The 21,368-nt window shown below is 76.8% G+C and carries 20 protein-coding genes, 1 tRNA gene and 1 pseudogene; 7 read left to right on the forward strand and 15 right to left on the reverse strand.

All coding sequences use genetic code 11. The features are described 5' to 3' along the window. Nucleotides 1-7 precede the first annotated feature (7 nt). The 3 genes from FN207_RS17305 to hemW all read right to left on the reverse strand — a co-directional run bounded on the left by FN207_RS17305 (nucleotide 8) and on the right by hemW (nucleotide 2,945). Entirely contained in the window at nucleotides 8-748 is a 741-nt protein-coding gene (locus tag FN207_RS17305) for an ABC transporter permease (RefSeq protein ID WP_142459714.1), read from the reverse strand. Further along, a complete protein-coding gene (locus FN207_RS17310; RefSeq protein ID WP_142459715.1) occupies nucleotides 745-1,632 on the reverse strand; it encodes an ABC transporter ATP-binding protein in 888 nt (295 codons plus the stop codon). The genes FN207_RS17305 and FN207_RS17310 overlap by 4 nt, the downstream gene beginning before the upstream one ends. 89 nt (nucleotides 1,633-1,721) lie before the next feature. Continuing rightward, the gene (gene hemW, locus FN207_RS17315) at nucleotides 1,722-2,945 is read right to left on the reverse strand and encodes a radical SAM family heme chaperone HemW (protein WP_142459716.1); all 1,224 of its coding nucleotides are present in this window, start codon (nucleotides 2,943-2,945) and stop codon (nucleotides 1,722-1,724) included. A gap of 48 nt (nucleotides 2,946-2,993) precedes the next feature. Here hemW and FN207_RS17320 point away from each other — a divergent pair, with 48 nt between their 5' ends. Both FN207_RS17320 and FN207_RS26395 read left to right on the forward strand, forming a co-directional pair. Further along, complete coding sequence (locus FN207_RS17320) at nucleotides 2,994-3,761, forward strand: enoyl-CoA hydratase-related protein (protein ID WP_142459717.1); 768 nt, start codon at nucleotides 2,994-2,996, stop codon at nucleotides 3,759-3,761. Between the two features lie 32 nt (nucleotides 3,762-3,793). Further along, the gene (locus FN207_RS26395; RefSeq protein ID WP_185938397.1) at nucleotides 3,794-3,949 is read left to right on the forward strand and encodes a hypothetical protein; all 156 of its coding nucleotides are present in this window, start codon (nucleotides 3,794-3,796) and stop codon (nucleotides 3,947-3,949) included. 172 nt (nucleotides 3,950-4,121) lie between these two features. Here FN207_RS26395 and FN207_RS17325 read toward each other — a convergent pair whose 3' ends face one another. The 5 genes from FN207_RS17325 to FN207_RS17340 all read right to left on the reverse strand — a co-directional run bounded on the left by FN207_RS17325 (nucleotide 4,122) and on the right by FN207_RS17340 (nucleotide 8,349). Next, entirely contained in the window at nucleotides 4,122-4,496 is a 375-nt protein-coding gene (locus tag FN207_RS17325; protein ID WP_142459718.1) for a PH domain-containing protein, read from the reverse strand. 52 nt (nucleotides 4,497-4,548) lie between these two features. Continuing rightward, complete coding sequence (gene selB, locus FN207_RS17330; protein ID WP_142459719.1) at nucleotides 4,549-6,294, reverse strand: selenocysteine-specific translation elongation factor; 1,746 nt, start codon at nucleotides 6,292-6,294, stop codon at nucleotides 4,549-4,551. Next, nucleotides 6,285-7,595 carry an L-seryl-tRNA(Sec) selenium transferase gene (selA, locus tag FN207_RS17335; protein ID WP_142459720.1) on the reverse strand — a complete coding sequence of 437 codons (1,311 nt, stop codon included), beginning with the start codon at nucleotides 7,593-7,595 and terminating at the stop codon, nucleotides 6,285-6,287. Before selA ends, selB begins: the two co-directional genes overlap by 10 nt. Before the next feature lie 40 nt (nucleotides 7,596-7,635). Further along, nucleotides 7,636-7,731: transfer RNA gene (locus tag FN207_RS26400), tRNA-OTHER, on the reverse strand. A gap of 21 nt (nucleotides 7,732-7,752) precedes the next feature. Further along, the gene (locus tag FN207_RS17340) at nucleotides 7,753-8,349 is read right to left on the reverse strand and encodes a DUF6624 domain-containing protein (RefSeq protein ID WP_142459721.1); all 597 of its coding nucleotides are present in this window, start codon (nucleotides 8,347-8,349) and stop codon (nucleotides 7,753-7,755) included. Nucleotides 8,350-8,432: 83 nt separating this feature from the next. Here FN207_RS17340 and selD point away from each other — a divergent pair, with 83 nt between their 5' ends. The 4 genes from selD (at nucleotide 8,433) to FN207_RS17360 (ending at nucleotide 11,526) form a co-directional block, all read left to right on the forward strand. Further along, nucleotides 8,433-9,440 (forward strand): selenide, water dikinase SelD, encoded by a 1,008-nt coding sequence (gene selD / locus FN207_RS17345; protein WP_221888259.1) that lies wholly within the window; start codon nucleotides 8,433-8,435, stop codon nucleotides 9,438-9,440. A 130-nt stretch (nucleotides 9,441-9,570) separates the two neighbouring features. Then, on the forward strand, nucleotides 9,571-10,140 hold the full coding sequence (locus FN207_RS17350) for a hypothetical protein (RefSeq protein ID WP_142459722.1): 570 nt from the start codon (nucleotides 9,571-9,573) through the stop codon (nucleotides 10,138-10,140). A 74-nt stretch (nucleotides 10,141-10,214) separates the two neighbouring features. Then, nucleotides 10,215-11,180, forward strand: coding sequence for a zinc-binding dehydrogenase (locus FN207_RS17355; RefSeq protein ID WP_142459723.1), 966 nt, complete (start codon nucleotides 10,215-10,217; stop codon nucleotides 11,178-11,180). Between the two features lie 16 nt (nucleotides 11,181-11,196). Then, the gene (locus tag FN207_RS17360; RefSeq protein ID WP_185938398.1) at nucleotides 11,197-11,526 is read left to right on the forward strand and encodes a hypothetical protein; all 330 of its coding nucleotides are present in this window, start codon (nucleotides 11,197-11,199) and stop codon (nucleotides 11,524-11,526) included. On the opposite strand, the gene FN207_RS17365 is transcribed toward FN207_RS17360, so the two are convergent. From FN207_RS17365 to lepA, 4 genes are read right to left on the reverse strand one after another with little or no spacing between them, the layout of a single operon-like run. Continuing rightward, nucleotides 11,495-13,240, reverse strand: a complete 1,746-nt coding sequence (locus FN207_RS17365) for an MFS transporter (protein WP_142459724.1) — start codon at nucleotides 13,238-13,240, stop codon at nucleotides 11,495-11,497. The two genes, FN207_RS17360 and FN207_RS17365, sit on opposite strands and share 32 nt — an antisense overlap. Next, nucleotides 13,209-13,937 carry an LppX_LprAFG lipoprotein gene (locus tag FN207_RS17370; protein ID WP_142459725.1) on the reverse strand — a complete coding sequence of 243 codons (729 nt, stop codon included), beginning with the start codon at nucleotides 13,935-13,937 and terminating at the stop codon, nucleotides 13,209-13,211. The genes FN207_RS17365 and FN207_RS17370 overlap by 32 nt, the downstream gene beginning before the upstream one ends. 31 nt (nucleotides 13,938-13,968) lie before the next feature. After that, a complete protein-coding gene (locus FN207_RS17375; protein ID WP_142459726.1) occupies nucleotides 13,969-14,640 on the reverse strand; it encodes an MOSC domain-containing protein in 672 nt (223 codons plus the stop codon). Then, the gene (gene lepA, locus FN207_RS17380; RefSeq protein WP_142459727.1) at nucleotides 14,637-16,481 is read right to left on the reverse strand and encodes a translation elongation factor 4; all 1,845 of its coding nucleotides are present in this window, start codon (nucleotides 16,479-16,481) and stop codon (nucleotides 14,637-14,639) included. The genes FN207_RS17375 and lepA overlap by 4 nt, the downstream gene beginning before the upstream one ends. A gap of 181 nt (nucleotides 16,482-16,662) precedes the next feature. On the opposite strand from lepA, the gene rpsT reads away from it, so the two are divergent. Next, complete coding sequence (gene rpsT, locus FN207_RS17385) at nucleotides 16,663-16,923, forward strand: 30S ribosomal protein S20 (RefSeq protein ID WP_073419169.1); 261 nt, start codon at nucleotides 16,663-16,665, stop codon at nucleotides 16,921-16,923. 91 nt (nucleotides 16,924-17,014) lie between these two features. Here rpsT and holA read toward each other — a convergent pair whose 3' ends face one another. The 3 genes and pseudogenes from holA to FN207_RS17395 all read right to left on the reverse strand — a co-directional run bounded on the left by holA (nucleotide 17,015) and on the right by FN207_RS17395 (nucleotide 21,301). After that, nucleotides 17,015-18,019: a DNA polymerase III subunit delta gene (gene holA / locus FN207_RS27040; RefSeq protein WP_246066135.1), complete on the reverse strand. Its 1,005-nt coding sequence runs from the start codon at nucleotides 18,017-18,019 to the stop codon at nucleotides 17,015-17,017. Between the two features lie 325 nt (nucleotides 18,020-18,344). Beyond that, nucleotides 18,345-20,450 (reverse strand): annotated as a pseudogene (locus FN207_RS27045) (ComEC/Rec2 family competence protein); the annotation flags it as partial. Next, on the reverse strand, nucleotides 20,447-21,301 hold the full coding sequence (locus FN207_RS17395; RefSeq protein WP_142459728.1) for a ComEA family DNA-binding protein: 855 nt from the start codon (nucleotides 21,299-21,301) through the stop codon (nucleotides 20,447-20,449). The pseudogene FN207_RS27045 and the gene FN207_RS17395, both read right to left, overlap by 4 nt. Between the last annotated feature and the right edge of the window lie 67 nt (nucleotides 21,302-21,368).

The following is a 21,368-nucleotide window of genomic DNA, read 5'->3' on the forward strand; positions in this document are numbered from 1 at the left end:
AGCCCGCTCAGCCCGCGACGGCGGCCAGCGGACGCCGCCGCGCCACGGCGACGGCGAGGACCGCGAAGACCACGCCGAACGCGGCGAGCACCGCCACCGCCGTCATCCCGGGGAGGCCGCCCGCGGCGACGTCCCGGCCGGTCTGCGCGTACCAGTACGACGGCAGCGCGTGCGCCACCGCGCGCAGGCCCGACGGGAAGATCTCCACCGGCACCCACAGCCCGCCGAGCGCGGCCAGCACGGTGGCGACCAGGCCGATCGCGCCGCCGGCCGCCTTCTCCTCCAGCGCCCACCCGAGCAGCAGGCCCAGGGCCACGAACACTGCCGACCCGAGCCACAGCACCCCGACCAGGCCCACCCACGCGCCGGGGTCGAGCCGCACGCCGTTGACGAACCGCCCGACCAGCGCGACGACCACCAGCGGCGGCAGCGCGAGCAGCATCCCGACGGCGACGTCGACGGCGACCACCGAGGTCTGCGGCACCGGCGTCACCCGCAGCTGCCGCAGCCACCCCGACGCCCGGTCGAAGGACAGCCGGATGGTCGCGCCCAGCGCCGCGCCGATGGCGCCGTAGGCCATCATCGCGACCATCGTGGCCGCGGCCGCCTCCTGGCTGATCCCGCCGGGGGCGCCGGCGAAGACCTGCGTGAAGAAGACGGTGAACGCCGCCGGCAGGACGACGGTGAAGAGCAGGTACTGCCGGTTGCGGCCGACCCGGCGCAGCTGGAAGGCGAACAGCGGACTCATCGGGCGGCTCCCGTCGTGAGGGTGAGGACGGCGTCCTCGAGGCTGGCGCCGCGGACCTCGAGATCGGTCAGCGGGACGCCGCGGTCGAGCAGGACGCGCAGGGTGGCCTCCGCGTCGGAGGTGGTGAGGACGGCGGTGCCGCCCTGGCGCGCGGTCGTGGTGACGCCGGGCAGTGCGGTGAGGTCGGCGTCGTCGCCCACCGACAGCCGCACGGTCCGTCCCGAGACCGCCGAGCGGACCCCGGCGGTGGAGCCGTCGGCGACCACGCGCCCGCCGGCGAGGACCACGACGCGGTCGGCGACGGCGTCGGCCTCCTCGAGGTGGTGGGTGGCGAAGACGACGGTGGTGCCGCGGGCGGCGAGCTCGCGCATCGTCGTCCAGAAGGCCCGGCGGCCCTCGACGTCCATGGCCGAGGTCGGCTCGTCGAGCAGCAGCAGCGGCGGCTGGCCGGCCAGCGCGAGGGCCAGCATCACCCGCTGCCGCTGGCCGCCCGAGAGCGCCTCGACCGGGCGGCCGAGCAGCCCGCCGATGCCGGTGGTGGCCACCAGGTCCTCCAGCGGCCACGGGTCGGGATAGCTGCGCCGCACGAGGTACACGACCTCGCCGACGCGCGCCTCGCTCGGCAGTCCGCCGTGCTGCAGCATGGCGCCGACGCAGCCGGCGCGGACGGCGTCGGCCGGGGCGCGGTCCAGGACGCGGACGGTGCCGGCCGCGGGGCGCAGCAGGCCGAGGACGGCGGAGACGGTGGAGGACTTGCCGGCGCCGTTGGGGCCGAGCAGCGCGACGGTCTCCCCCGCCCCGATGCGCAGGTCCAGGCCGTCGACGGCGAGCACGTCGCCGTGGCGGACGGTGAGGCCGGAGATCTCCAGGGCGTTCGCGGGCACGGAACGAGCCTGGCCCCGCGCGAGGTCGCGGCAGTAGTGCGGGACGTCGTCGTCCCGGCCTGACATCCGTCAGGTTCAGTCCGTCAGGTTCAGTCCGTCAGGTCGCGGACGACGGCGTCGGCGAGCAGCCGGCCGCGGTCGGTGAGCACCGCCCGCCCCGCCTCGTGCGCGCCGGCCTCCAGCAGTCCGCGGGCGACGGCGTCGGCAGCGCGCAGCCGACCGGCGTCGGACAGGGCGGGAAGCGGCAGCCCGTCGCGCAGCCGCAGGCCGAGCATCACGGTCTCCAGCGCGCGGTCGGCGTCGTCGAGGACCTCGCGGTCGGCCACCGGGCTCTCCCCCACCGCCAGCCGGCCCGCGTAGGCCGCCGGGTGCTTGACGTTCCACCACCGCACCCCGCCGACGTGGCTGTGCGCGCCCGGGCCGATCCCCCACCAGTTGGCGTTGGCCCAGTACAGCTCGTTGTGGCGGCAGCGGGCGGCGTCCCCCCGCGACCAGTTGCTGACCTCGTACCAGTCGAACCCGGCACCGCGCAGGGTCGTGTCGGCCTGCACGTAGCGGTCGGCGAGGACGTCGTCGTCGGGCATGGGCAGCTCGCCGCGGGTGATGCGGCGGGCCAGCCGGGTGCCGTCCTCGACGATCAGCGCGTAGGCGCTCACGTGGTCGACCGGCGCGGCGAGGACGGCGTCGAGCGAGGCGGCCCAGTCGGCGTCGGTCTCGCCGGGCGTGCCGTAGATGAGGTCGAGGTTGACGTGCTCGAAGCCGGCGGCGGCCGCCTCGCGCGCGGCCTGCGCCGCCCGGCCCGGGGTGTGCCGGCGGTCGAGGACGGCCAGCACGTGCTCGGCCGCGGACTGCATGCCCAGGCTCAGCCGGGTGAAGCCGGCCGCCCGCAGGGTCGCCAGCGAGGCCGGCGTCACCGACTCGGGGTTGGCCTCGGTGGTGACCTCGACGTCGGGGACGACGGGGAACAGCTCGCGGACGGCGGCCAGCACGGCGGCGAGGTCCTCGGCCGGCAGCAGCGTCGGGGTGCCGCCGCCGACGAACACCGTGGAGACCGTCGGCAGGTCGGGGCCGAGGACCCGCGCGGCGCGCGTCAGCTCGGCGATCGCGGTCCCGGCGTACTCGGCGCGGTTGGCGCCGGGGCCGAGCTCGTCGGAGGTGTAGGTGTTGAAGTCGCAGTAGCCGCAGCGCGTGGCGCAGAAGGGCACGTGCACGTACAGGCCGAACGGCGTCGTCGTCAGGTGCTCGCGCGCGCCGGCCGGGAGGTCGTCGTCCGCCGGCGGGCGCCCCGGCAGAAGGGGCAGGGTGGTGGTCATCTGCTCCCAGTGTGCCGCGCCGTGGCTCCCCCGGGCAGGATGCCCCGGGTGACCTCGGACCGGCTGCTGCAGGTGACCGTCGCGGGAGGCGTGGCCCGCCTGGTCCTGGACTCCCCCGCCAACCGCAACGCGCTGTCCCGCGCGCTGCGCGGCCAGCTGCGCGAGGCGCTCGACGCCGCGCTCGCCGACGACGCCGTCCGCGTGGTCGTGCTCGACCACACCGGCCGGGTCTTCTGCTCGGGCATGGACCTGTCCGAGGCCGCGGGCGCCGGCGCGGGCGACCAGGGCGTGCGCGAGCTGCCCGAGCTGCTGGAGATCCTCTGGACGGCGCCCAAGCCGGTGGTGGCCGCGGTCCGCGGCCCGGCGCGCGCCGGCGGGGTGGGGCTGGCCGCGGCCTGCGACGTCGTCGTGGCCGCCGCCTCGGCGACGTTCGGGATGTCGGAGGTGCGGCTCGGGCTGGTGCCCGCGGTGATCTCCGCCGTCGTGCTGCCCCGCATGCAGCCGCCCGTGGCGCACCGGCTGATGCTCACCGGCGAGGTGTTCGACGCCGTCACCGCCGCGGCCGGCGGGCTGGTAGACCTCGTGGCGCCCGACGACGAGGTGGACGCCACCGTCGACGGGCAGGTCATGGCGCTGGCCGCCGGGTCGCCGTGGGCGCTGGCCGAGACCAAGCGGCTGCTGCGCGCCGGCGGGCTGCGCGGCTCGTTCGACGACCTGCTCGAGCTCTCGGCGCGGGCCTTCGCCGGCGACGACGGCCAGGAGGGCATCGCCGCGTTCCGCGAGAAGCGCCCGGCCCGCTGGGTCCCCACGCTCTAGCGCCGGCCGGCGGGCCGCGGGACCCTGCGGGCGTGACCGCAGCCGAGGACCCCCGCGCGCGCTTCCGCACCCTGCCCGAGCCGGTCCGCCCCGACGACGCCGTGGAGACGGTGGACGCGGAGCCCGCGCGGCCGGTCGACACCGAGAGCGACGAGCGCGACCGCTTCCTGCGTGAGGCGGGCGGCTGAGCCCCTCCCGCGCACGCTCGTGCTCTGCCCCGCCCGGCGGGGCAGAGCACGAGCCCCCGCCGGACACCTCCGGCCCGCTCGCTCGTGCTCTGGTCCGCATCGGGGGCAGAGCACGAGCGTCCGTCAGGGCAGTCGTGCTCTGCACACACCTGTGTGCAGAGCACGACTGCGCTCAGAGCACGTAGGTGGCGATCATCTGGCCGAGCTGGCGGATGTCGGAGTTGCCCTTGAACTCCAGCCGGACCTTGCCGAGCCCGCTGAACCACAGGTCGAGTTCGGCGTCGAGGTCGAAGGTGCCCGCGGTCTCCACCGAGAAGGCCTGGATCTTGCTGTACGGCAGCGAGGTGAAGTCCTTCTTGCGGCCGGTCATGCCCTGGACGTTCACCGCGATCAACCGCTTGTCGGTGAAGACGACGAAGTCCCGCACCGTCTTGAACGCGAAGTACAGCTGCTCGCCCGGGATGAGCAGCGGGGCGACGTCACCGGCGACGTCCTGGGGGTTGCACTGGCTCAGCTTGAACACCGAGCCGTTCGAGAAGTCGATCACCCGGACACTTTAGGTGACGGCCAGGTGACGCAGGGTCTCCCGCGCCAGGGGGTCAGCGCAGCCGGCGGCTCGCGTCGGGCAGGCGCTGGGTGACGCCGCGGGCGTCGAGCCACTCCATCAGCGGCACCGCCACGCGGCGCGAGGTCCCCCACGCCGAGCGGGCCTGGCTGAGCGTGAACGGCTGCGGCAGCCCGGCCAGCCGCTCGCGCGCGACCTGCTCCACCCCCGGCGCCAGGTAGACGCCGTCGGCGATGCGGACCAGCTGCCCGTCGCGCACCGCCGCCGCCAGCTCGCGCGGGCCCAGCCGGGCGGCGCGCAGCTCCTCGGCGTCCGGCGCGGCGAACGGATCGGCGGCCAGCCGGCTCCGGATCGCGTCGACGGCGCGCTGCACGGCGGGCGGCAGGCCTGCGGCGGCCACCACCACGCGGCCCTCGCGCAGCGCCAGCGGCGGGCGGACGACGAGCGCCACCAGGTCGTCGGCGGGCAGGTCCAGCTCCCGGCGGACGACGGCGACCGGCGGCCCCGGCTCCAGCGGGTGCGCCTGCCGGTGCGCGGCCACCAGCCCGGGCACCCGCCGGGCGAGCGACCCCACCAGCCCGGGAGCGAGCAGCCACGGGCCGGCGCGGACGGCGTCGTCGGGCACCGGCCAGCCCATCGCGGTGAAGTCGTCGGCGCGCACCACCCGCCGGCGCGCGAGGTCGGCCGCGGCCCCGGCCGGCCCGGCGTCCTGGGCGTCGAGCTCGGCGGCCCGCTGCCGGGCGGCACCGCGACGGCGCAGCTCGGGCGGGGCGACGTCGCGGACGTCGGCGCCGAGCACCCGGCGGGCACCCGGGTCGCGCAGCAGCACCCGGTCGCCCACCCGCAGCGGGAGCGCCGAGGCCAGCCGCAGCCGCAGCGCCGTCCCCTCCAGCGGGCGCAAGCGCACCGGCACCGCCGCCGACCCCACGTGCAGCACCGCCTCGGCCGGCAGCCGGTCCGCCGGCTCCCGCGCCAGGACGACGTCGACCTCGTCGGTCTCCCGGAAGGCGCCGGGCGTGAGCAGCGCGTCGCCGCGGGACAGGTCCTCCACGGCGACGCCGCGCAGGTTCAGCGCCACCCGCGCGGTCGCCGTCGCCCGCTCCACCGGCCGGCCCAGCGACTGCACGCCACGCACCGTGACCTCCCGGCCGCCGAGCCGCAGCCGGTCGCCCGGCGCCACGGACCCGGCCGCCAGCGTGCCGGTGACCACGGTCCCGGCGCCGCGGATGGGGAACGCGCGGTCGATCCACAGCCGCACCGGCGCACCGGCGTCCGGCGCGGGGAGCCCGGCCAGCAGCGTCTCCAGCGCGGCCGCCAGGTCGTCGACGCCCCGCCCCGCCGGGGCGCTCACCGCCACGCCCGGCACCACGCCCATCGACGTGGCCGTCAGCCGCTCGGTCGCGTCGGCCAGCACCGGCGCGGGGTCGGCCAGGTCGGCCTTGGTGACGGCGAGCAGCGCGTGCCGCACGCCGAGCGCGTCGAGGACGGCGACGTGCTCGGCGGTCTGCGCCGACCAGCCGTCGTCGGCGGCCACCACCACGAGCGCGGCCGGCACCGACCCGACGCCGGCGAGCATGTTGCCGACGAACCGCTCGTGCCCGGGCACGTCGACGACGGCGACCACCCGGCCCGAGGGCAGCGTCGTCCAGGCGAACCCGAGGTCGATGGTGAGGCCGCGGCGGCGCTCCTCCTCCCACCGGTCGGGCTCCATGCCGGTGAGCGCTCGGACCAGCGTGGACTTGCCGTGGTCGACGTGCCCCGCGGTCGCGATCACCTGCACCGGCGTGCCACCTCCAGCACCGCGGCGGCCAGGTCGTCGTCGGCCGACGGCGGCACGCTGCGCAGGTCCAGCAGCGTCCGGTCGTCGGCGAGGTACCCGACCACCGGCCGCGCGCCCAGCCGCAGCGGCTCGGCGAGGCCCGCGGGCAGCGAGACCGCGGCGCTGGGCAGCGGGTGCTCGGGCGCCCCGCCCCCGCCGACGCGGGCGGCCGAGTCCACGGCCCGGGCGTCGAGGCCGGCGGCGGCCAGCCGGGCGGCGAGCGCACCGGCCCGCGCGCGCAGGTCCGCGACGTCGGCGGCGAGCATCTCCTGCACCGGCGGCAGCGGTCCGCGCAGCGTCGCCTCGAGCGCGGCCAGCGTCGTCTTGTCCACCCGCAGCGCGCGGTAGAGCGGGTGCCGGCGCAGCCGCTGCACCAGCTCCGCGCGGCCGAGCACCAGCCCGGCCTGCGGGCCGCCGAGCAGCTTGTCGCCGCTGGCCAGGACGAGGTCGGCGCCGTCGGCCAGCGTGGTCTGCAGGTCCGGCTCCTCGGGCAGCGCGGGGTGCGGGCGCAGCAGGCCCGAGCCGACGTCGGCGACCAGCGGGACGCCGGTCCCGGCGAGGCCGGTCGCGAGCGTGGCCACCGGCACCGCCCGCGTGAACCCGCGGACGACGAAGTTCGACGGGTGCACCTTGAGCACCGCGCCGGTGCCCGGGCCGAGCGCACGGGTGTAGTCCTCCAGCGCGACCCGGTTGGTGGTGCCGACCTCGCGCAGCCGCGCCCCGGTGGACTCCAGCAGCTCGGGGATGCGGAACCCGTCGCCGATCTCGACCAGCTCCCCGCGGGCGATGACCAGCTCGCCGCCGAGCGCCGTCGCCACCAGGGCCAGGGCGGCCGCACAGTTGTTGACCACGATCGCCGCCTCGGCCGCCGGCACCGCGGCCAGCAGCGCGGACAGCGCCGCCTCGCCCCGCGGGCCGCGGCGGCCGGTGCGCAGGTCGAGCTCGACGTCGGTGGTCCCGCTCGCCGCGACCACGGCGTCGACGGCGGCCGGCGACAGCGGCGCCCGCCCGAGGTTGGTGTGCACCAGCACGCCGGTGGCGTTGAGCACCGGCCGCAGGCTGGCCGCCGTCGTCGGCAGGTCGGCCAGGACCGCGGCGACGGCGTCCTCCGGGTCCAGCTCCCCCGCGCGGACGCGGGCCTGCACCGCGCGGACGACGTCCTTGACCAGGTCGCGGCCGAGCCGGGACGCCGCGGCGGCCAGCGCCGGGTCGCCCAGCAGCGTGTCGGTGCGGGGCACTGCCCGCCGCGGGTCGGCGCTCATCGCCTCGGGAGCGTAGGCGCCGGCCCGCGACGGGGTCGGCTGGCGGAGGCGGACGGGAATCGAACCCGCCTGACCGAGCTGCTCGGCCACGTCGGCTTTAGAGGCCGCGGGGGCCACCAGACACCCTGACGCCTCCGCGCAGCAGCCTACGGCGCGCTCACTCCTCGGCGCAGATGTCGGCCATCTCCGCGAGGTAGGCCGCCAGCGGGTCGAGGTCGGCCTCGGCGCGCAGGCGCTCCACGGCCGCCGGGTCGGCGAGCGGCACCGCCGGCTGCGGTCCGTCGGGCGTGCACGACACCTGCGTGCCGTAGGTCTGCGGCCGCCCGGTGTTGGCCGCGACCCGGTCGGTCAGGTACGCGAGCTCGCCCGGCGAGGCCTGCCCGGCCGCCACCGCCTGCCGCAGCAGCTCCAGCGCCCGCTGCTGGAACGCCGGGTCGAGGTCGGAGTGCTGCGCGATCGCCCACGCCGCCTCGGCGCCGTCCTCCCCGACCAGCTCCCGGGTCGGCCAGCCGTGCGCGTCGAGGATCTCGGCCAGCCGCGCCGTCCGCGCGGCGTCGCCCTCGGGGTCCGGGCCGCCGGTGCGTCCGCTCTGGTCCCGCTCGAGCATGGCGACCAGCTCGTCGTGCAGGGCGGCGTCGTAGGCCGCGGACCGCGACGGCGTCGGTGCCACCGCCGACGACGCCGCGCCGGTCGTGGGCTCCCCCGCCGCGCACCCGGCCAGCAGCAACAGGACGGCGAGCAGCAGACGGGACACGGCGGGGCCTCCCCGGGACGCGGCGATCGTCCCGCGCCCGGCTCCGGCGGTCCACCGTCCGCGGTCGGACTAGCGTCGGCGAGGTGACGACCGCGCCGCCCCGCATCCGGCTCACCCAGTACGCGCACGGCGGCGGCTGCGCCTGCAAGATCCCGCCGGGCGAACTCGAGGCCGTCGTCGCGGGGCTCACGCACACCGGCCCCGCCGCCCCGGCCGCCGAGCTCGTCGTCGGCCTCGACGACGGCGACGACGCGGCGGTCGTGCGGATCGCCGGTGGGCAGGGGCTGGTGCTCACCACCGACTTCTTCACCCCGGTCGTCGACGACGCCTACACCTTCGGCCGGATCGCCGCGGCCAACGCGCTCTCCGACGTCTACGCCATGGGCGGCACCCCCGTCGTCGCGGTGAACCTGCTGGGGTGGCCGCGCGACGTGCTGCCGGCCGAGCTCGCCGCCGAGGTGCTGCGCGGCGGGCTGGAGGCCGCGCAGGAGGCCGGCTGCCACGTGGGCGGCGGGCACTCCATCGACGACCCCGAGCCCAAGTACGGCATGGCGGTCACCGGGGTCCTCGACCTCGACCGGGTCATCCGCAACGACGCCGCGGTCGCCGGGACGCCGCTGTCGCTGACCAAGCCGCTCGGCGTCGGGGTGCTCAACAACCGGATGAAGGCCACCGGCGAGGTGAGCGAGGAGGCGGTGACCTCGATGACCGCGCTCAACCGCGACGCCTCGCTGGCCGCGCTGGCCGCCGGCGTCCGCGCGGGCACCGACGTCACCGGCTTCGGCCTGCTCGGGCACCTCTACAAGATGGCGCGCGCCAGCGGGGTCACCGCCGTGGTCGACGCCGCCGCCGTCCCCTACCTGACCGGGGCGCGCGAGGCGCTGGCGGCCGGGTTCGTCTCCGGCGGCACCCGGCGCAACCTTGAGTGGGTGCGCCCGCACGCCGACCTGTCCGCCGTCGAGGAGGACGAGGCGCTGCTGCTCGCCGACGCGCAGACCTCCGGCGGGCTGCTGCTGGCCGGCGAGGTGCCCGGTGCCCCGGTGATCGGGGAGTTCGTCCCGCGCGGGGAGCACGTCCTCGTCGTCCGTTGACGGCGCGTCCCGGCCGACGCGCCGTCGCCCCGCACCGTCGCGAACGGAGCCGTTCCGCCTCACGCCCTCCGCTGCCACCCTGCCGCCGCGCCCGACCGGAGGGGCCGGCCGTGGCGCGGAGGAGGACGACATGCGGACGAGGACGGCCGGCGCACTGACGCTGCTGCTGGCTGCCGGCGCCCTGGGCACGCTGACCGGCACCGCGACGGCGGCGCCCCCGGCCGGCTCCGGGACGGAGAACACGACGACCGGGTCGGCCAGCGCCTTCCCCCTCGTCGGCGGCGCGGGCGTCTTCCTGAGCGCCTACGACCCGGACGGGGAGGCACCGTTCACGGTGCCGGAGGTCCTCGCCGGCGCCTACGAGTGCTTCGCCGACGAGCGCCTGCCGGCGGACTTCCGCGGGCTCGGATCGGTCCGCACGGCCGGGACGACCGGCGTCACGTGCTCCGCCGACGGGCTCCCCGACGTCACCGGCACCCTCGGCCTGGACGTGGAGTGGCGCGGGCGGGGGCCGGCCACCGAACAGCCGGAGCCGCCCGTCCCGACCGGCTGCGACCTGCGCGTGCTCATCCGCCAGGCCGACCTGACCGGCTCGATCACCCTCGAGGTCCCGGCGCTGGGGATCGACGCCACGGCGGACCTGGCCGGGGTCCGGGGCGACATCCGGACGGCCCTGTCGAACTGCGCGGCCCCGCACTGACCGGCGCCGGTCGCGGCTCCGGGTGGGCCGCGACCCCCGTCGCCGGGCGACCGGGCACCGGCTAGCGTCCGGACATGCGCGCCGTCTTCGTCTCCACGCCCTCGCCCGACGACCCGCTCTCCGTGCTGGAGGTCGGCGACCGTCCCGAGCCGGAGGTGCCCGACGGCTGGACGACGGTGCAGGTCAAGGCGGTCTCGCTCAACCACCACGACCTGTTCAGCCTGCGCGGCGTGGGCCTGCCGCAGGAGCGGATGCCGATGATCCTGGGCACCGACGCGGCCGGTCTGGACGAGGACGGCAACGAGGTCGTCGTCCACGGCGTCGTCGCCACCCCCGGGTGGACCGGCGACGAGACCCTCGACCCCAAGCGCACGCTCTTCTCCGAGCTGCACCAGGGCACGATGGCCGAGCGGGTCGCCGTCCCCCGGCGCAACGTGCTGCCCAAGCCGGCCGAGCTGTCCTTCGCCGAGGCCGCGTGCCTGCCCACCGCCTGGCTGACCGCCTACCGGATGCTGTTCGTGAGGTCCGGGCTGCGCCCCGGGCACACCGTGCTCGTGCAGGGCGCCAGCGGCGGCGTGGCCACCGCGCTGGTCGTGCTCGGGCGGGCCGCCGGGTTCCGCGTGTGGGTGACCGGCCGCAGCGAGGAGAAGCGGCAGGCCGCGCTCGAGCTGGGCGCCGAGCAGGCGTTCGAGACCGGCGCCCGGCTGCCCGAGCGGGTCGACGGCGTCATGGAGACCGTCGGCAAGGCGACGTGGAGCCACAGCGTCAAGTCGCTGCGGCCCGGCGGCGTCATCGTCACCTCCGGCGCCACCACCGGCTTCGACCCGAGCGCCGAGCTCAACCGGGTGTTCTTCACCCAGCTGTCGGTCATCGGCTCCACGATGGGCACCCGCGACGAGCTGGAGGCGCTCATGCGCATGTGCGCGGCCACCGGAGTCCGCCCGGTCATCGACGTCGAGCTGCCGCTGGACCGGGCCCGTGACGGCTTCGCCCGGATGCTCGAGGGCCGCACCGCCGGGAAGATCGTGTTCACCCTCTGACCCGAGGAGGCCGGCCATGCCCAGGACAGCAGGGGCCAGGACAGCACGGGTGTGGCGGGGCTGGGTCCGCACCGAGGACACCGCCGCCTACGCCGCCTACGTCGAGGAGACCGGCGTCGGCGAGTACCGGCGCACGCCGGGCAACGAGGGCGCCTGGGTGCTCACCCGCGACCTCGGCGACGGCCGCACCGAGATCGTGGCGCTGAGCATCTGGGAGTCGCTGGAGGCCGTCCGCGGGTTCGCCGGCGACGACCTCGAGGCCGCCGTCTACTACCCCGAGGACGACCGCTACCTGGTGCAGCGGGAGGACACCGTCACGCACTACGAGGTGCGCGAGCCCGGCTGACCTCCCGCAGCAGCACGAGCGCCGCGACCGCCGCCAGTCCGGCGGCGATCGCGGCGCCGGCGAAGACGGTGTGCAGCTGGGTGAGGACGGCGGCGTTCGTGGCGTCGTCGTACGCCGGGCAGTCCGCGGGCGAGGCCGGGCACAGCGTCAGCGGCGAGCCGATGGCCTCGACCTCCGCGGTGAACCGGCGCAGCGCCACCGCGGTCAGCAGCGAGAGCCCGACCAGCATGCCGACGGTCCGGGCGACGACGGCCAGCGCGCCGGCGCTGCCGTGCACCTCGGGGGCGGTGACGGCGAGCAGCACCGCGTTGACCGGCGCGATCGCCAGGCCGAACCCGAGGCCCGCGGCGAGCAGCACGACGGTCGACGTCCAGGAGTCCAGCGAGGTCTCGCCCCAGCCGGTCATCGCCCACAGCGCCAGCGCGGCCAGCGCCATGCCTCCGGCCGCCACGGCCCGCGGGGGCAGCACGCGGCACAACCACCCGCCGGCCACCGCGCCCACCGGGACGGCTGCCAGCAGCCGCACCAGCACCAGCGCGGCGCCGAGCTGGTCACCGGGCGTCGTCGTCGCGCGGGCGAACAGCGGGACGTCGACCAGCGCGGCCACCAGCGCCACCCCCACGAGCAGGTTGACCACCAGCGCGCCCCAGGCGCCGGCCGACCGCAGCGCGCCCAGCGGCAGCACCGGGTCGGGCGTGCGCCGCTCGTGCAGCCAGAACGCGACGGCGGCCGCTGCCGCCACCGGCAGCAGCACCGGACCGTGGGCCACGACCTCGGTGGCCGGGTCGGCCGCGGCGAAGGCCCACACCAGCGCGCCCAGCGCGACGACGGCGAGCAGCGAGCCGAGCACGTCGACCTCGCGCAGCAGCCGCGGGACCCCGCGCAGCGGCAGGACCGCGCCGGCGGGGTGGGTGAGGCTGCGCGCGACCAGCGCCAGGCCGGCGACCACGGCCACCAGCACCAGCGGCGTCGCGGCCGGGACGCCGTCGGCCACCGGCACCCAGCCGAGGCCGAGCGTGACGTCCTCGGCCAGCGCGGCGGGCTCGGCCAGCTGGAGTCCGGCCGCGGCGCCGGTGACCGCGAGCAGCGCGAGCCCCAGCGGGTCGGGCCGCCGTCCCCCGGTGGTCACCACCCCGGCGGCCAGCGCGAGCCCGAGCAGCAGGTTGAGCCAGAACACCGCCCGCCAGTCGCTGACGGCGAGCACCGCGGCGCCGGCCAGCGGGCCGAGCACCGCGCCGGCCTCCTGCACGGCGCCGACGACGCCCAGCGGGACCGCGCGGCGCTCCGGCGGCCACCGGTCGGCGACCAGCGCGAGCGTGGCCGGGACCAGCCCGCCGGCGCCCACGCCCTGCAGCCCGCGGCCGGCGACGGCGAGGCCGAGGTCGGTCGCCGTCGCGGTGAGCAGCGAGCCGACGGCGAACAGCAGCAGGCAGCCGGCGAGCACCGGCACGCGGCCGCGCAGGTCGGCGAGGCGCCCCAGCAGCGGCAGCGTGGCGGTGTAGCCGAGCAGGAACCCGCCGATGATCGGCGTCGCCCGCTGCAGCTCGTCGATGCCGACGCCGACCCCGGTGAGGATGTCGGGCAGCGCCAGGACGACGACGTAGGTGTCGGCCGCGGTCACCAGGACCGCGAGCGTGGCCAGGACGACCAGCGGCAGCCCCGGGACCGCGGGCGCCTGCGGCTCAGCCGACAGGCGGTGCGGTGATCTCGACATCGTCGCCGGCCTCGGAGAGCTCGATGGTGAAGGTGGCGTCCTGGCCGGCGGCGTAGAAGGGGCCGGTCAGCTCGGCGCGGCGCAGCTCGCCCGACTCGGGGGCCACGGAGTAGCGGGCCTGCACCGGCCGGCTCGGGTCCGCGCTGGTCAGCACCTCCTCCACCAGGTCACCGGGCAGCTCGGCGGTCACCTCGCGCACCACCTCGCCGTCGACCCGCCGCTCCTCCCCCAGCTCGGCGGAGTCGGCCTGGGCCAGCAGCTGGGAGATGCCGGTGTCGGGGTCGAGCAGCGCGCCCGGGTCGCCGAAGCCGAACTGCGCGGGGTCGACGACGCTGTAGCCGCTGGTGAAGGGCAGCTGGGCGTAGACAGTGCCGTCGACGGAGACGACGGCGAGGTCGAGCGCCGAGCCCAGCGCCAGCACCTGCAGCGTGCCCTGGAAGGAGGCCGGCCGGACGACGTCGCCCTCGCCGCCGACCAGCGCGGTGCCGGTGGTCGGCGCGCCCTCGCTGGTGAGGACGAAGTGCAGGCGGTCGGTGTCGTCGAGCGTCGTCTTCGCGCGGGCCAGCAGGTCACCGGCCGACTCCTCCGGCTCCTCGGACCCGCAGCCGGTCAGCGCCGACCCCGCGAGCACCAGCCCGGCCACCAGCCCGGCGGCACGGCGCAGCAGCATGACGACCTCCCCGTCGCGCCGGTCCACCCGGCGCGGGCACGGTAACCGACCCCGCCGCTCAGCCGAGGGCGGCGGCCTCCGACCGGCCCGTGGCGCGGGCGATCCGCTCGGCGAGCTTGGGCTGGTCCTTGACCGGCATCGCCGCCAGCGCGGGCGCGAGCTGGGCGATGCGGTAGCGCTGGGTGGTCAGCGCCCGGAAGGCCAGGCCGGTGGTGACGCCGTGCGCGGGCTGCTCGACCACGGTGACCTCGTCGCCGGCGCCGACGTCGCCGGTCTCCAGCACCCGCAGGTACGCGCCGGTGGCGCCGTGCGCGGTGAAGCGCTTGACCAGGTCGGGCACGCCCCAGAACCGGGCGAAGTTGGCGCACGGGATCCGCGGCGCGGTCACCTCGACCAGCGCCGTCCCCACCCGCCAGCGCTCGCCGATCACCGCGCCGGTCAGGTCGAGGCCCGCCGTCCGCAGGTTCTCCCCGAAGCGGCCTGGCGGGAGGTCGCGGCCGAGCTCGGCCGCCCAGTGGTCGGCGTCCTCCTGGGCGTAGGCGTAGACCGCCTGGCCCTCCCCGCCGTGGTACTTCCGGTTGACCTGGATGTCCCCGTCCAGGCCCAGCTCGGCGACGGCGACCCGGCCGTCCACCGGCCGCTTGTCGATGCCGCTGCGGTCGGGACGGCGCCCGGGCAGGGGCAGCAGGTCGGAGCCGGAGACGCAGACGGCCACCAGCCGCGCGGTCACTTCTTGGAGGCGGTGGACTCGTTGGTGGAGAGCGCGGCGACGAACGCCTCCTGGGGGACCTCGACGCGGCCGACCATCTTCATCCGCTTCTTGCCCTCCTTCTGCTTCTCCAGCAGCTTGCGCTTGCGGGTGATGTCACCGCCGTAGCACTTGGCCAGGACGTCCTTGCGGATGGCGCGCACCGTCTCGCGGGCGATGACCCGGGAGCCGACGGCGGCCTGGATCGGCACCTCGAACTGCTGGCGCGGGATGAGCTCGCGCAGCTTGCCGGCCATCATCACGCCGTAGCTGTAGGCCTTGTCCTTGTGCACGATCGCGCTGAACGCGTCGACGGCCTCGCCCTGCAGCAGGATGTCCACCTTGACCAGCGAGGACTCCTGCTCGCCGGCCTCGGAGTAGTCGAGGCTGGCGTAGCCGCGGGTGCGCGACTTCAGGGCGTCGAAGAAGTCGAAGATGATCTCGCCGAGGGGCAGCGTGTACCGCAGCTCGACGCGGGACTCGCTCAGGTAGTCCATGCCGCCGAGCTGACCGCGCCGGCTCTGGCACAGCTCCATGATCGCGCCGGTGTAGTCGCTGGGCGCGATGATCGTGGCGTTGACGATCGGCTCGTAGACGCGGTCGATCTTGCCCTCGGGCCAGTCGCTGGGGTTGGTGACGGTGTGCTCGGTGCCGTCCTCCATCACCACCCGGTAGACGACGTTCGGCGCGGTGGAGATCAGGCTGATGCCGGCCTCGCGCTCGAGCCGCTCGCGGACGATCTCCAGGTGCAGCAGGCCGAGGAAGCCGACGCGGAAGCCGAACCCCAGCGCCGCCGAGGTCTCCGGCTCGTAGGTGAGCGCCGCGTCGTTGAGCAGCAGCTTGTCCAGCGCCTCGCGCAGCAGCGGGTACTCGCTGCCGTCGATCGGGTAGAGGCCGGAGTAGACCATCGGCTTGGGGTCGCTGTAGCCGCCGATCGGCTCGGCGGCCGGCTTGTGCTGCAGCGTGACGGTGTCGCCGACCCGGGACTGGCGGACGTCCTTCACACCGGTGATGAAGTAGCCGACCTCGCCGACGCCGAGGCCGTCGACCGGCTTGGGCTCCGGTGAGATGACGCCGATCTCGAGCAGCTCGTGGACCGCGCCGGTGGACATCATCTTGATCCGCTCGCGGCTGGAGATCCGCCCGTCGACGACGCGGACGTAGGTGATGACGCCGCGGTAGATGTCGTAGACCGAGTCGAAGATCATCGCGCGGGCCGGGGCGGTGGCGTCGCCGACCGGGGCGGGGATCTGGGCGACGATCGCGTCGAGCAGCTCCGGGACGCCCTCACCGGTCTTGCCGCTGACGCGCAGCACGTCCTCGGGCTCGCAGCCGATGATGTGCGCGATCTCCGCGGCGTACCGCTCCGGCTGCGCGGCCGGCAGGTCGATCTTGTTGAGGACCGGGATGATCGTGAGGTCGTTCTCCAGGGCCAGGTAGAGGTTGGCCAGCGTCTGCGCCTCGATGCCCTGGGCGGCGTCGACGAGCAGCACCGCGCCCTCGCAGGCGGCCAGCGACCGGGACACCTCGTAGGTGAAGTCGACGTGGCCCGGGGTGTCGATCATGTCGAGGACGTACTCGTCGCCGGCGGCCTCGCCCGTGCGCGGCGTCCACGGCAGGCGGACGTTCTGCGCCTTGATGGTGATGCCGCGCTCGCGCTCGATGTCCATGCGGTCGAGGTACTGCGCGCGCATCTGCCGCGCCTCGATGATCCCGGTGACCTCGAGCATCCGGTCGGCCAGCGTCGACTTGCCGTGGTCGATGTGGGCGATGATGCAGAAGTTCCGGATCCGGGCGGGATCGGTGGCAGCAGGCGTCGTCACAGTGCCGCCATCGTCCCACGACCGGCCGCCCGGGCGGAGCACCGTGCCGAGAGGGGCCTCTCCCCGGCCGGGGTGGGACGCCGCGCCGCACGCTGGTAACCTGGCAGGCCGGTCCGCTGACGCACGCCGTCCGGACGCACCGACAGACCCTTTCCCTCCTGCGAGACACCGAGGCTCACGCGTGGCGAACATCAAGTCCCAGATCAAGCGGAACAAGACGAACGAGAAGGCGCGTCAGCGCAACGTCGCCGTCAAGTCCGCCCTGAAGACGGCCGTCCGCCGCTTCCGCGAGGCCGCCGCTGCCGGCGACACCGAGGCCGCGACCACGGCGCTGCAGAAGGCCGGCAAGGCCCTCGACAAGGCCGCCAGCAAGGGCATCATCCACAAGAACCAGGCGGCCAACCGCAAGTCGGGCATGGCCAAGCAGCTGACCAGCCTCTGAGCTGCGTCCCCGCTCGTCGCGAGCCCCGTCCCCGCGAGGGACGGGGCTCGCTGCGTTCCGGGGCCGCCTGGAGCGTCCCGGGGCCCGGACCTCAGTAGCGGCCGCGCGCCCGCGGGTCGCGGCCGGTGGCGCTGCGGATGTCCACGATGCGGCGGATGGCCCGCTCGAGCGCGTAGTCGGCGCTGGCGGCCACGCCCTTGACGTCGGCATTGAGCTCGGCGGCCACCCCGATCGCCTGCTGCAGCCCCTCGATGCTCCAGCCGCGGGCCTGGCTCTGCGCCTTCTTGACCTTCCACGGCGGCAGCTTCAGCGCCCGGGCGAGCTCGCCGGGGTTGGCGGTGTTCAGCGAGGTGACCCGGGCGGCGGTCCGGACGCCGTCGGCGATCGCGTCGGCGATGAGCACGTGCGCGACGCCGCGCTCGAGCGCCCAGCGCAGCGACTCGATCGACCCTTGGCGGTCCCCCACCAGCACCTTCTCGGCGACGGTGAAGCCGGTGACCTCGGCCTGCCCGCGGTGGAACCGCGCGACGGCGTCGGCGTCGATGGTGCCGCCGAAGTCGGCGACCAGCTGGGTGGCCGCCGACGCCAGCGCCCGCAGGTCCCCGCCGATCGCCTCGACCAGCGCGGTCACCGCGTCCGGGGTGATCCGGCCGCCGGCCGAGCGCACCTCGTTGCGCACGAAGGCCGCCCGGTCGCCGGCCGAGGAGATCTTGGGGCACTCGTCGACCGCGGCACCGGCCGCGGTCATCGCCTTGAGCAGGGCCTCGTTGCGCTTGCCGCCGTGGTGGACGACGACCAGCGTGAGCTCGGGGTCGGGGTCCTTGCAGTAGCTGGTCAGCGCGTCGACCAGGGCGCCGGCGGCCTCGTGCACGCCCGCCACGACGACCAGTCGGTGCTCGCCGAACAGCGACGGCGCCAGGACGTCGGCGAGCTGGCCGGCCGGCAGGCCGAGCGCGGGCAGCTCGTGCAGCTCCGCCTGCGGGTGGCGCTCGAGGACGGCGGCGCGCACGGCGGCGACGGCGCGGGAGCGGAGCAGCTCCTCCTCGCCGACGACGACCCGCAGCCGGGAGGTCGGTGCCGGGGGTGCCGCTGCCACGCCCCGATGGTGTCACGGCCCGCCGACGGTCCCGCCGCGCCACGGGGCCCGGGGGCAGGCCGTCGGGGAGATCCGCGGTGACCGGTGCCGGACGGGCGGCCGACGCACCCGGCGATCCCCGCGCCGCGACGCCCCACTCCCCCGCCGACCCGACGACGGCCAGGTCGCCCTCCCGGTCGGTGCGGTGCACCTGCACGCCGTCGCGGGCCAGCAGCGACAGCAGCCGCGGCGCCGGGTGCCCGTAGGTGTTGTCCGCGCCGACGCTCACCAGCGCCACCCGGGCGCCGGTCGCGGCGAGGAAGGCCGGGTCGGCGTCGGCGCTGCCGTGGTGCGGCACCTTGAGCACGTCGGCGCGCAGGTCCACCCCGCGGTCGAGCACACGCGCCTCGGCGGTGGCACCCAGGTCGCCGGTGAGCAGCACCCGGACGCCGCGCGCGGTGACCCGCACGACCAGCGAGAGGTCGTTGGGCTCGGCGGCCGCCGTCGCGATCTCCGGGGGCGGGGCGAGGACCTCCAGGCGCACGTCGCCCACCTCCCGTCGGTCTCCGGGGACCAGCACCTCGCGGGCGGCGCGGGCCCGGACGACCGCGGCGTCGAGGGCCCCGGCCCGCTCGTCGGCCGGGGACAGCGTCCCGGTGGCGACGGTTCCCACCTCCCGTCCCTCCAGGGCGCCGGCCAGTCCGCCGACGTGGTCGGCGTCGAGGTGGGACAGCAGCACCAGCGGCAGCCGGTCGATCCCGAGCCGGTCGAGGCAGCGGTCGACCGGGCCGACCTCCGGGCCGGCGTCGACGAGCACCCCCTCGCCGGGACCGGTCGGCACCACCAGGGCGTCGCCCTGCCCGACGTCGCAGGCGACCAGGACCGCTCCGGCGGGCGGCCAGCCGTCGGCCGCCTGGCGCAGCGGCCAGCCGAGCAGCACCAGGCCGACCAACGCCGCCAGCGCGAGCGGGCGCAGCCGACGGTGGCGCCACAGCGCCAGACCGGCGAGCAGCAGCAGGACGGTGAGCAGCAGGGCCCCGCCCGTGCCGGCCGGCCAGCCGGTGGCGCCGTCGGGCAGGCCGGCCGCGGTCCGGGCCACGAGGACCAGCCACCGCGCCGGCCAGCCCGCCAGCCACACGAGGACGTTCCCGCCGACCGGCAGGACCGGCCCGGCGAGAGCCGCGAGCAGGCCCAGCACCGTCGCCGGCGCCACCGCGGGCGCGGCGATCAGGTTGGCCGGCAGCGACACCGGGCTGACCAGGCCGGACAGCCCCGCCACCAGCGGCGCGGTGGCCAGCCCGGCGGCCGCGGCGACGGCCACGGCGTCGGCCGGGGTCCGCGGCCAGCCCCGCCGCTGCAGGCGTCGCGACCAGCCGGGCGCGAGCAGCACGATGGCCGCCGTCGCCGCGACCGACAGGGCGAAGCCGGCGTCGCGGGCCAGTCGCGGATCCAGGAGCAGCAGCACGACCACCGAGGCCGACAGCGCCGGCACGGCCGTCCGCGCGCGCCCGGTGGCGAGGGCGAGGAGCGTGACCGCACCCATGGCCGCCGCGCGCACCACGCTGGCGTCGGGCCGGACGAGCACCACGAAGCCGGCCAGGGCGACCAGCGCCACCCCCGCCTGGACCCGCCGGCTCACCGCCCTGCGACGCAGCGGCGCGAGGACGCCGGTGAGGACGATCGCGACGTTCGCTCCCGACACCGCGGTCAGGTGGGACAGCCCGGCGCGCCGGAAGTCCTCCTCCAGCACCGGGTCGAGGCCCCGGGTGTCCCCCACGACCAGCCCGGGCAGCAACCCGTCGGCCGGTGTGTCCAGCACCCGCCGCGCCGAGGCGGCCAGCCCGTCGCGCACCGCGCCGGCGGCCCGCTGCAGCCGCGACGGCTCCTCCACCGGCTCGGGCGGCCCCCGCGCCGACAGCCGGGCGACGACGCCCTCGGTGGCCGGCACGGTCGCGACCGACACCCGCGTCCGGACGACCTCGCCGGGCAGCACCCCGGCCCAGTCCTCCGCCGGGGCGAACAGCACCGCCCCGGCGCTCAGCCCGACCGTGCCCGCGTCGTCGGCGACGGCGGTGACCGTGACGTCGAGGACCAGCCGCGGCGGACCGACGCCCCGGATGCGCCGCGGGTCGCCGTCCACCTCCAGGACCACGCCGACCGTCCGGCCGCCGGCCGCCTCGGCCAGCGGGGACGCGGCACGGGCGGCACCGCGGACGGCGGCGACCGTGGCGGTGGTGGCCACGGCGGCGAGGACGGCCAGCAGGACGAGGGCGCGGGCCGATCGCCGGCGGGGAGCGAGCAGGACGGCGGCGAGAGTGGCGGCACCTGCCAGGACGAGCAGCGCGGCGGGCGGGAGCAGCGCCGCGAGGAGGGTGACCGCCCAGACCGCGGCGGCGACCGGGACCAGGCGCAGGTCCAGCCACGACCAGCGGCGGTCGCGGCCGGTGCTCACACCCGCACCAGGTCGGCCAGCTCGCCGTAGACCGCCGGCCCGATGCCCGGCACGTCGTCGAGCTGCTCGACCCTGGCGAACCGGCCGTGCTGCTCGCGGTGGTCGACGATCCGCTGGGCGAGGACCGGCCCGATGCCGGGCAGCGCGTCGAGGTCGGCGACCGTGGCCGTGTTCAGGTCGAGCGGGCCGGCCGGCGCCGCGCCACCGGCCGCGCCGGCCGCCGGGCCCGGCACGCCCACGGCGACCTGCTGGCCGTCGCTGACGACCGCGGCCAGGTTGACCGAGGCGGGGTCGGCCTCGGGCAGGAGGCCGCCGGCCGCCGCCACCGCGTCGGCCACCCGGGCACCCTCAGGCAGCGTCACCAGGCCCGGGGAGACGACCAGCCCGACGACCGAGACGACCACGGTGGTCCGGGCCTCGACGGCCTCCCCGACCGCCGTCCCCTCTTCTGTCCCCGGTGCGTCCGCCTCGGCCGCGGGGGCCACCTCGGGCGATGGCGCCGGCTCGACCTCCGGCCGCTGAAGCCAGGTCCAGCCGACCAGCAGCAGGGCGGCGAGCAGGCCGGTGAGCCACAGGGCGGCACTGCCGCGGCGGCCCGGGTCGACGCGCACGGCGCGGCCCGGTGCCCGGTGGCGGCCCAGACCGTCGGGCAGCCGTTCCCCGGGGTCGTCGTCTGGAAGCGGGTCGGGGTCGTCCCCGGGAGGACGGAGGAGGGCGACGCCCGTGCGGGGCGCGTCCTCGAGCGGGTCGTCCTCGGGCAGCCAGCCGGAGCGCCGCCCCTCGTCGAGCAGCACGCGCAGGCGGGCACGGATGACGTCGGCTGCGGGATCGCGACGGGAGGTCAGGCGCACGCGGCGGACGCTAGGCAGCCCGCCCCGCCGGGGAGCCGTCCGCCGGCCGGCTGTGGACGGCGGTGCC

The sequence above is a fragment of the Geodermatophilus aquaeductus genome (assembly GCF_900182545.1).
GTDB lineage: Bacteria > Actinomycetota > Actinomycetes > Mycobacteriales > Geodermatophilaceae > Geodermatophilus > Geodermatophilus aquaeductus.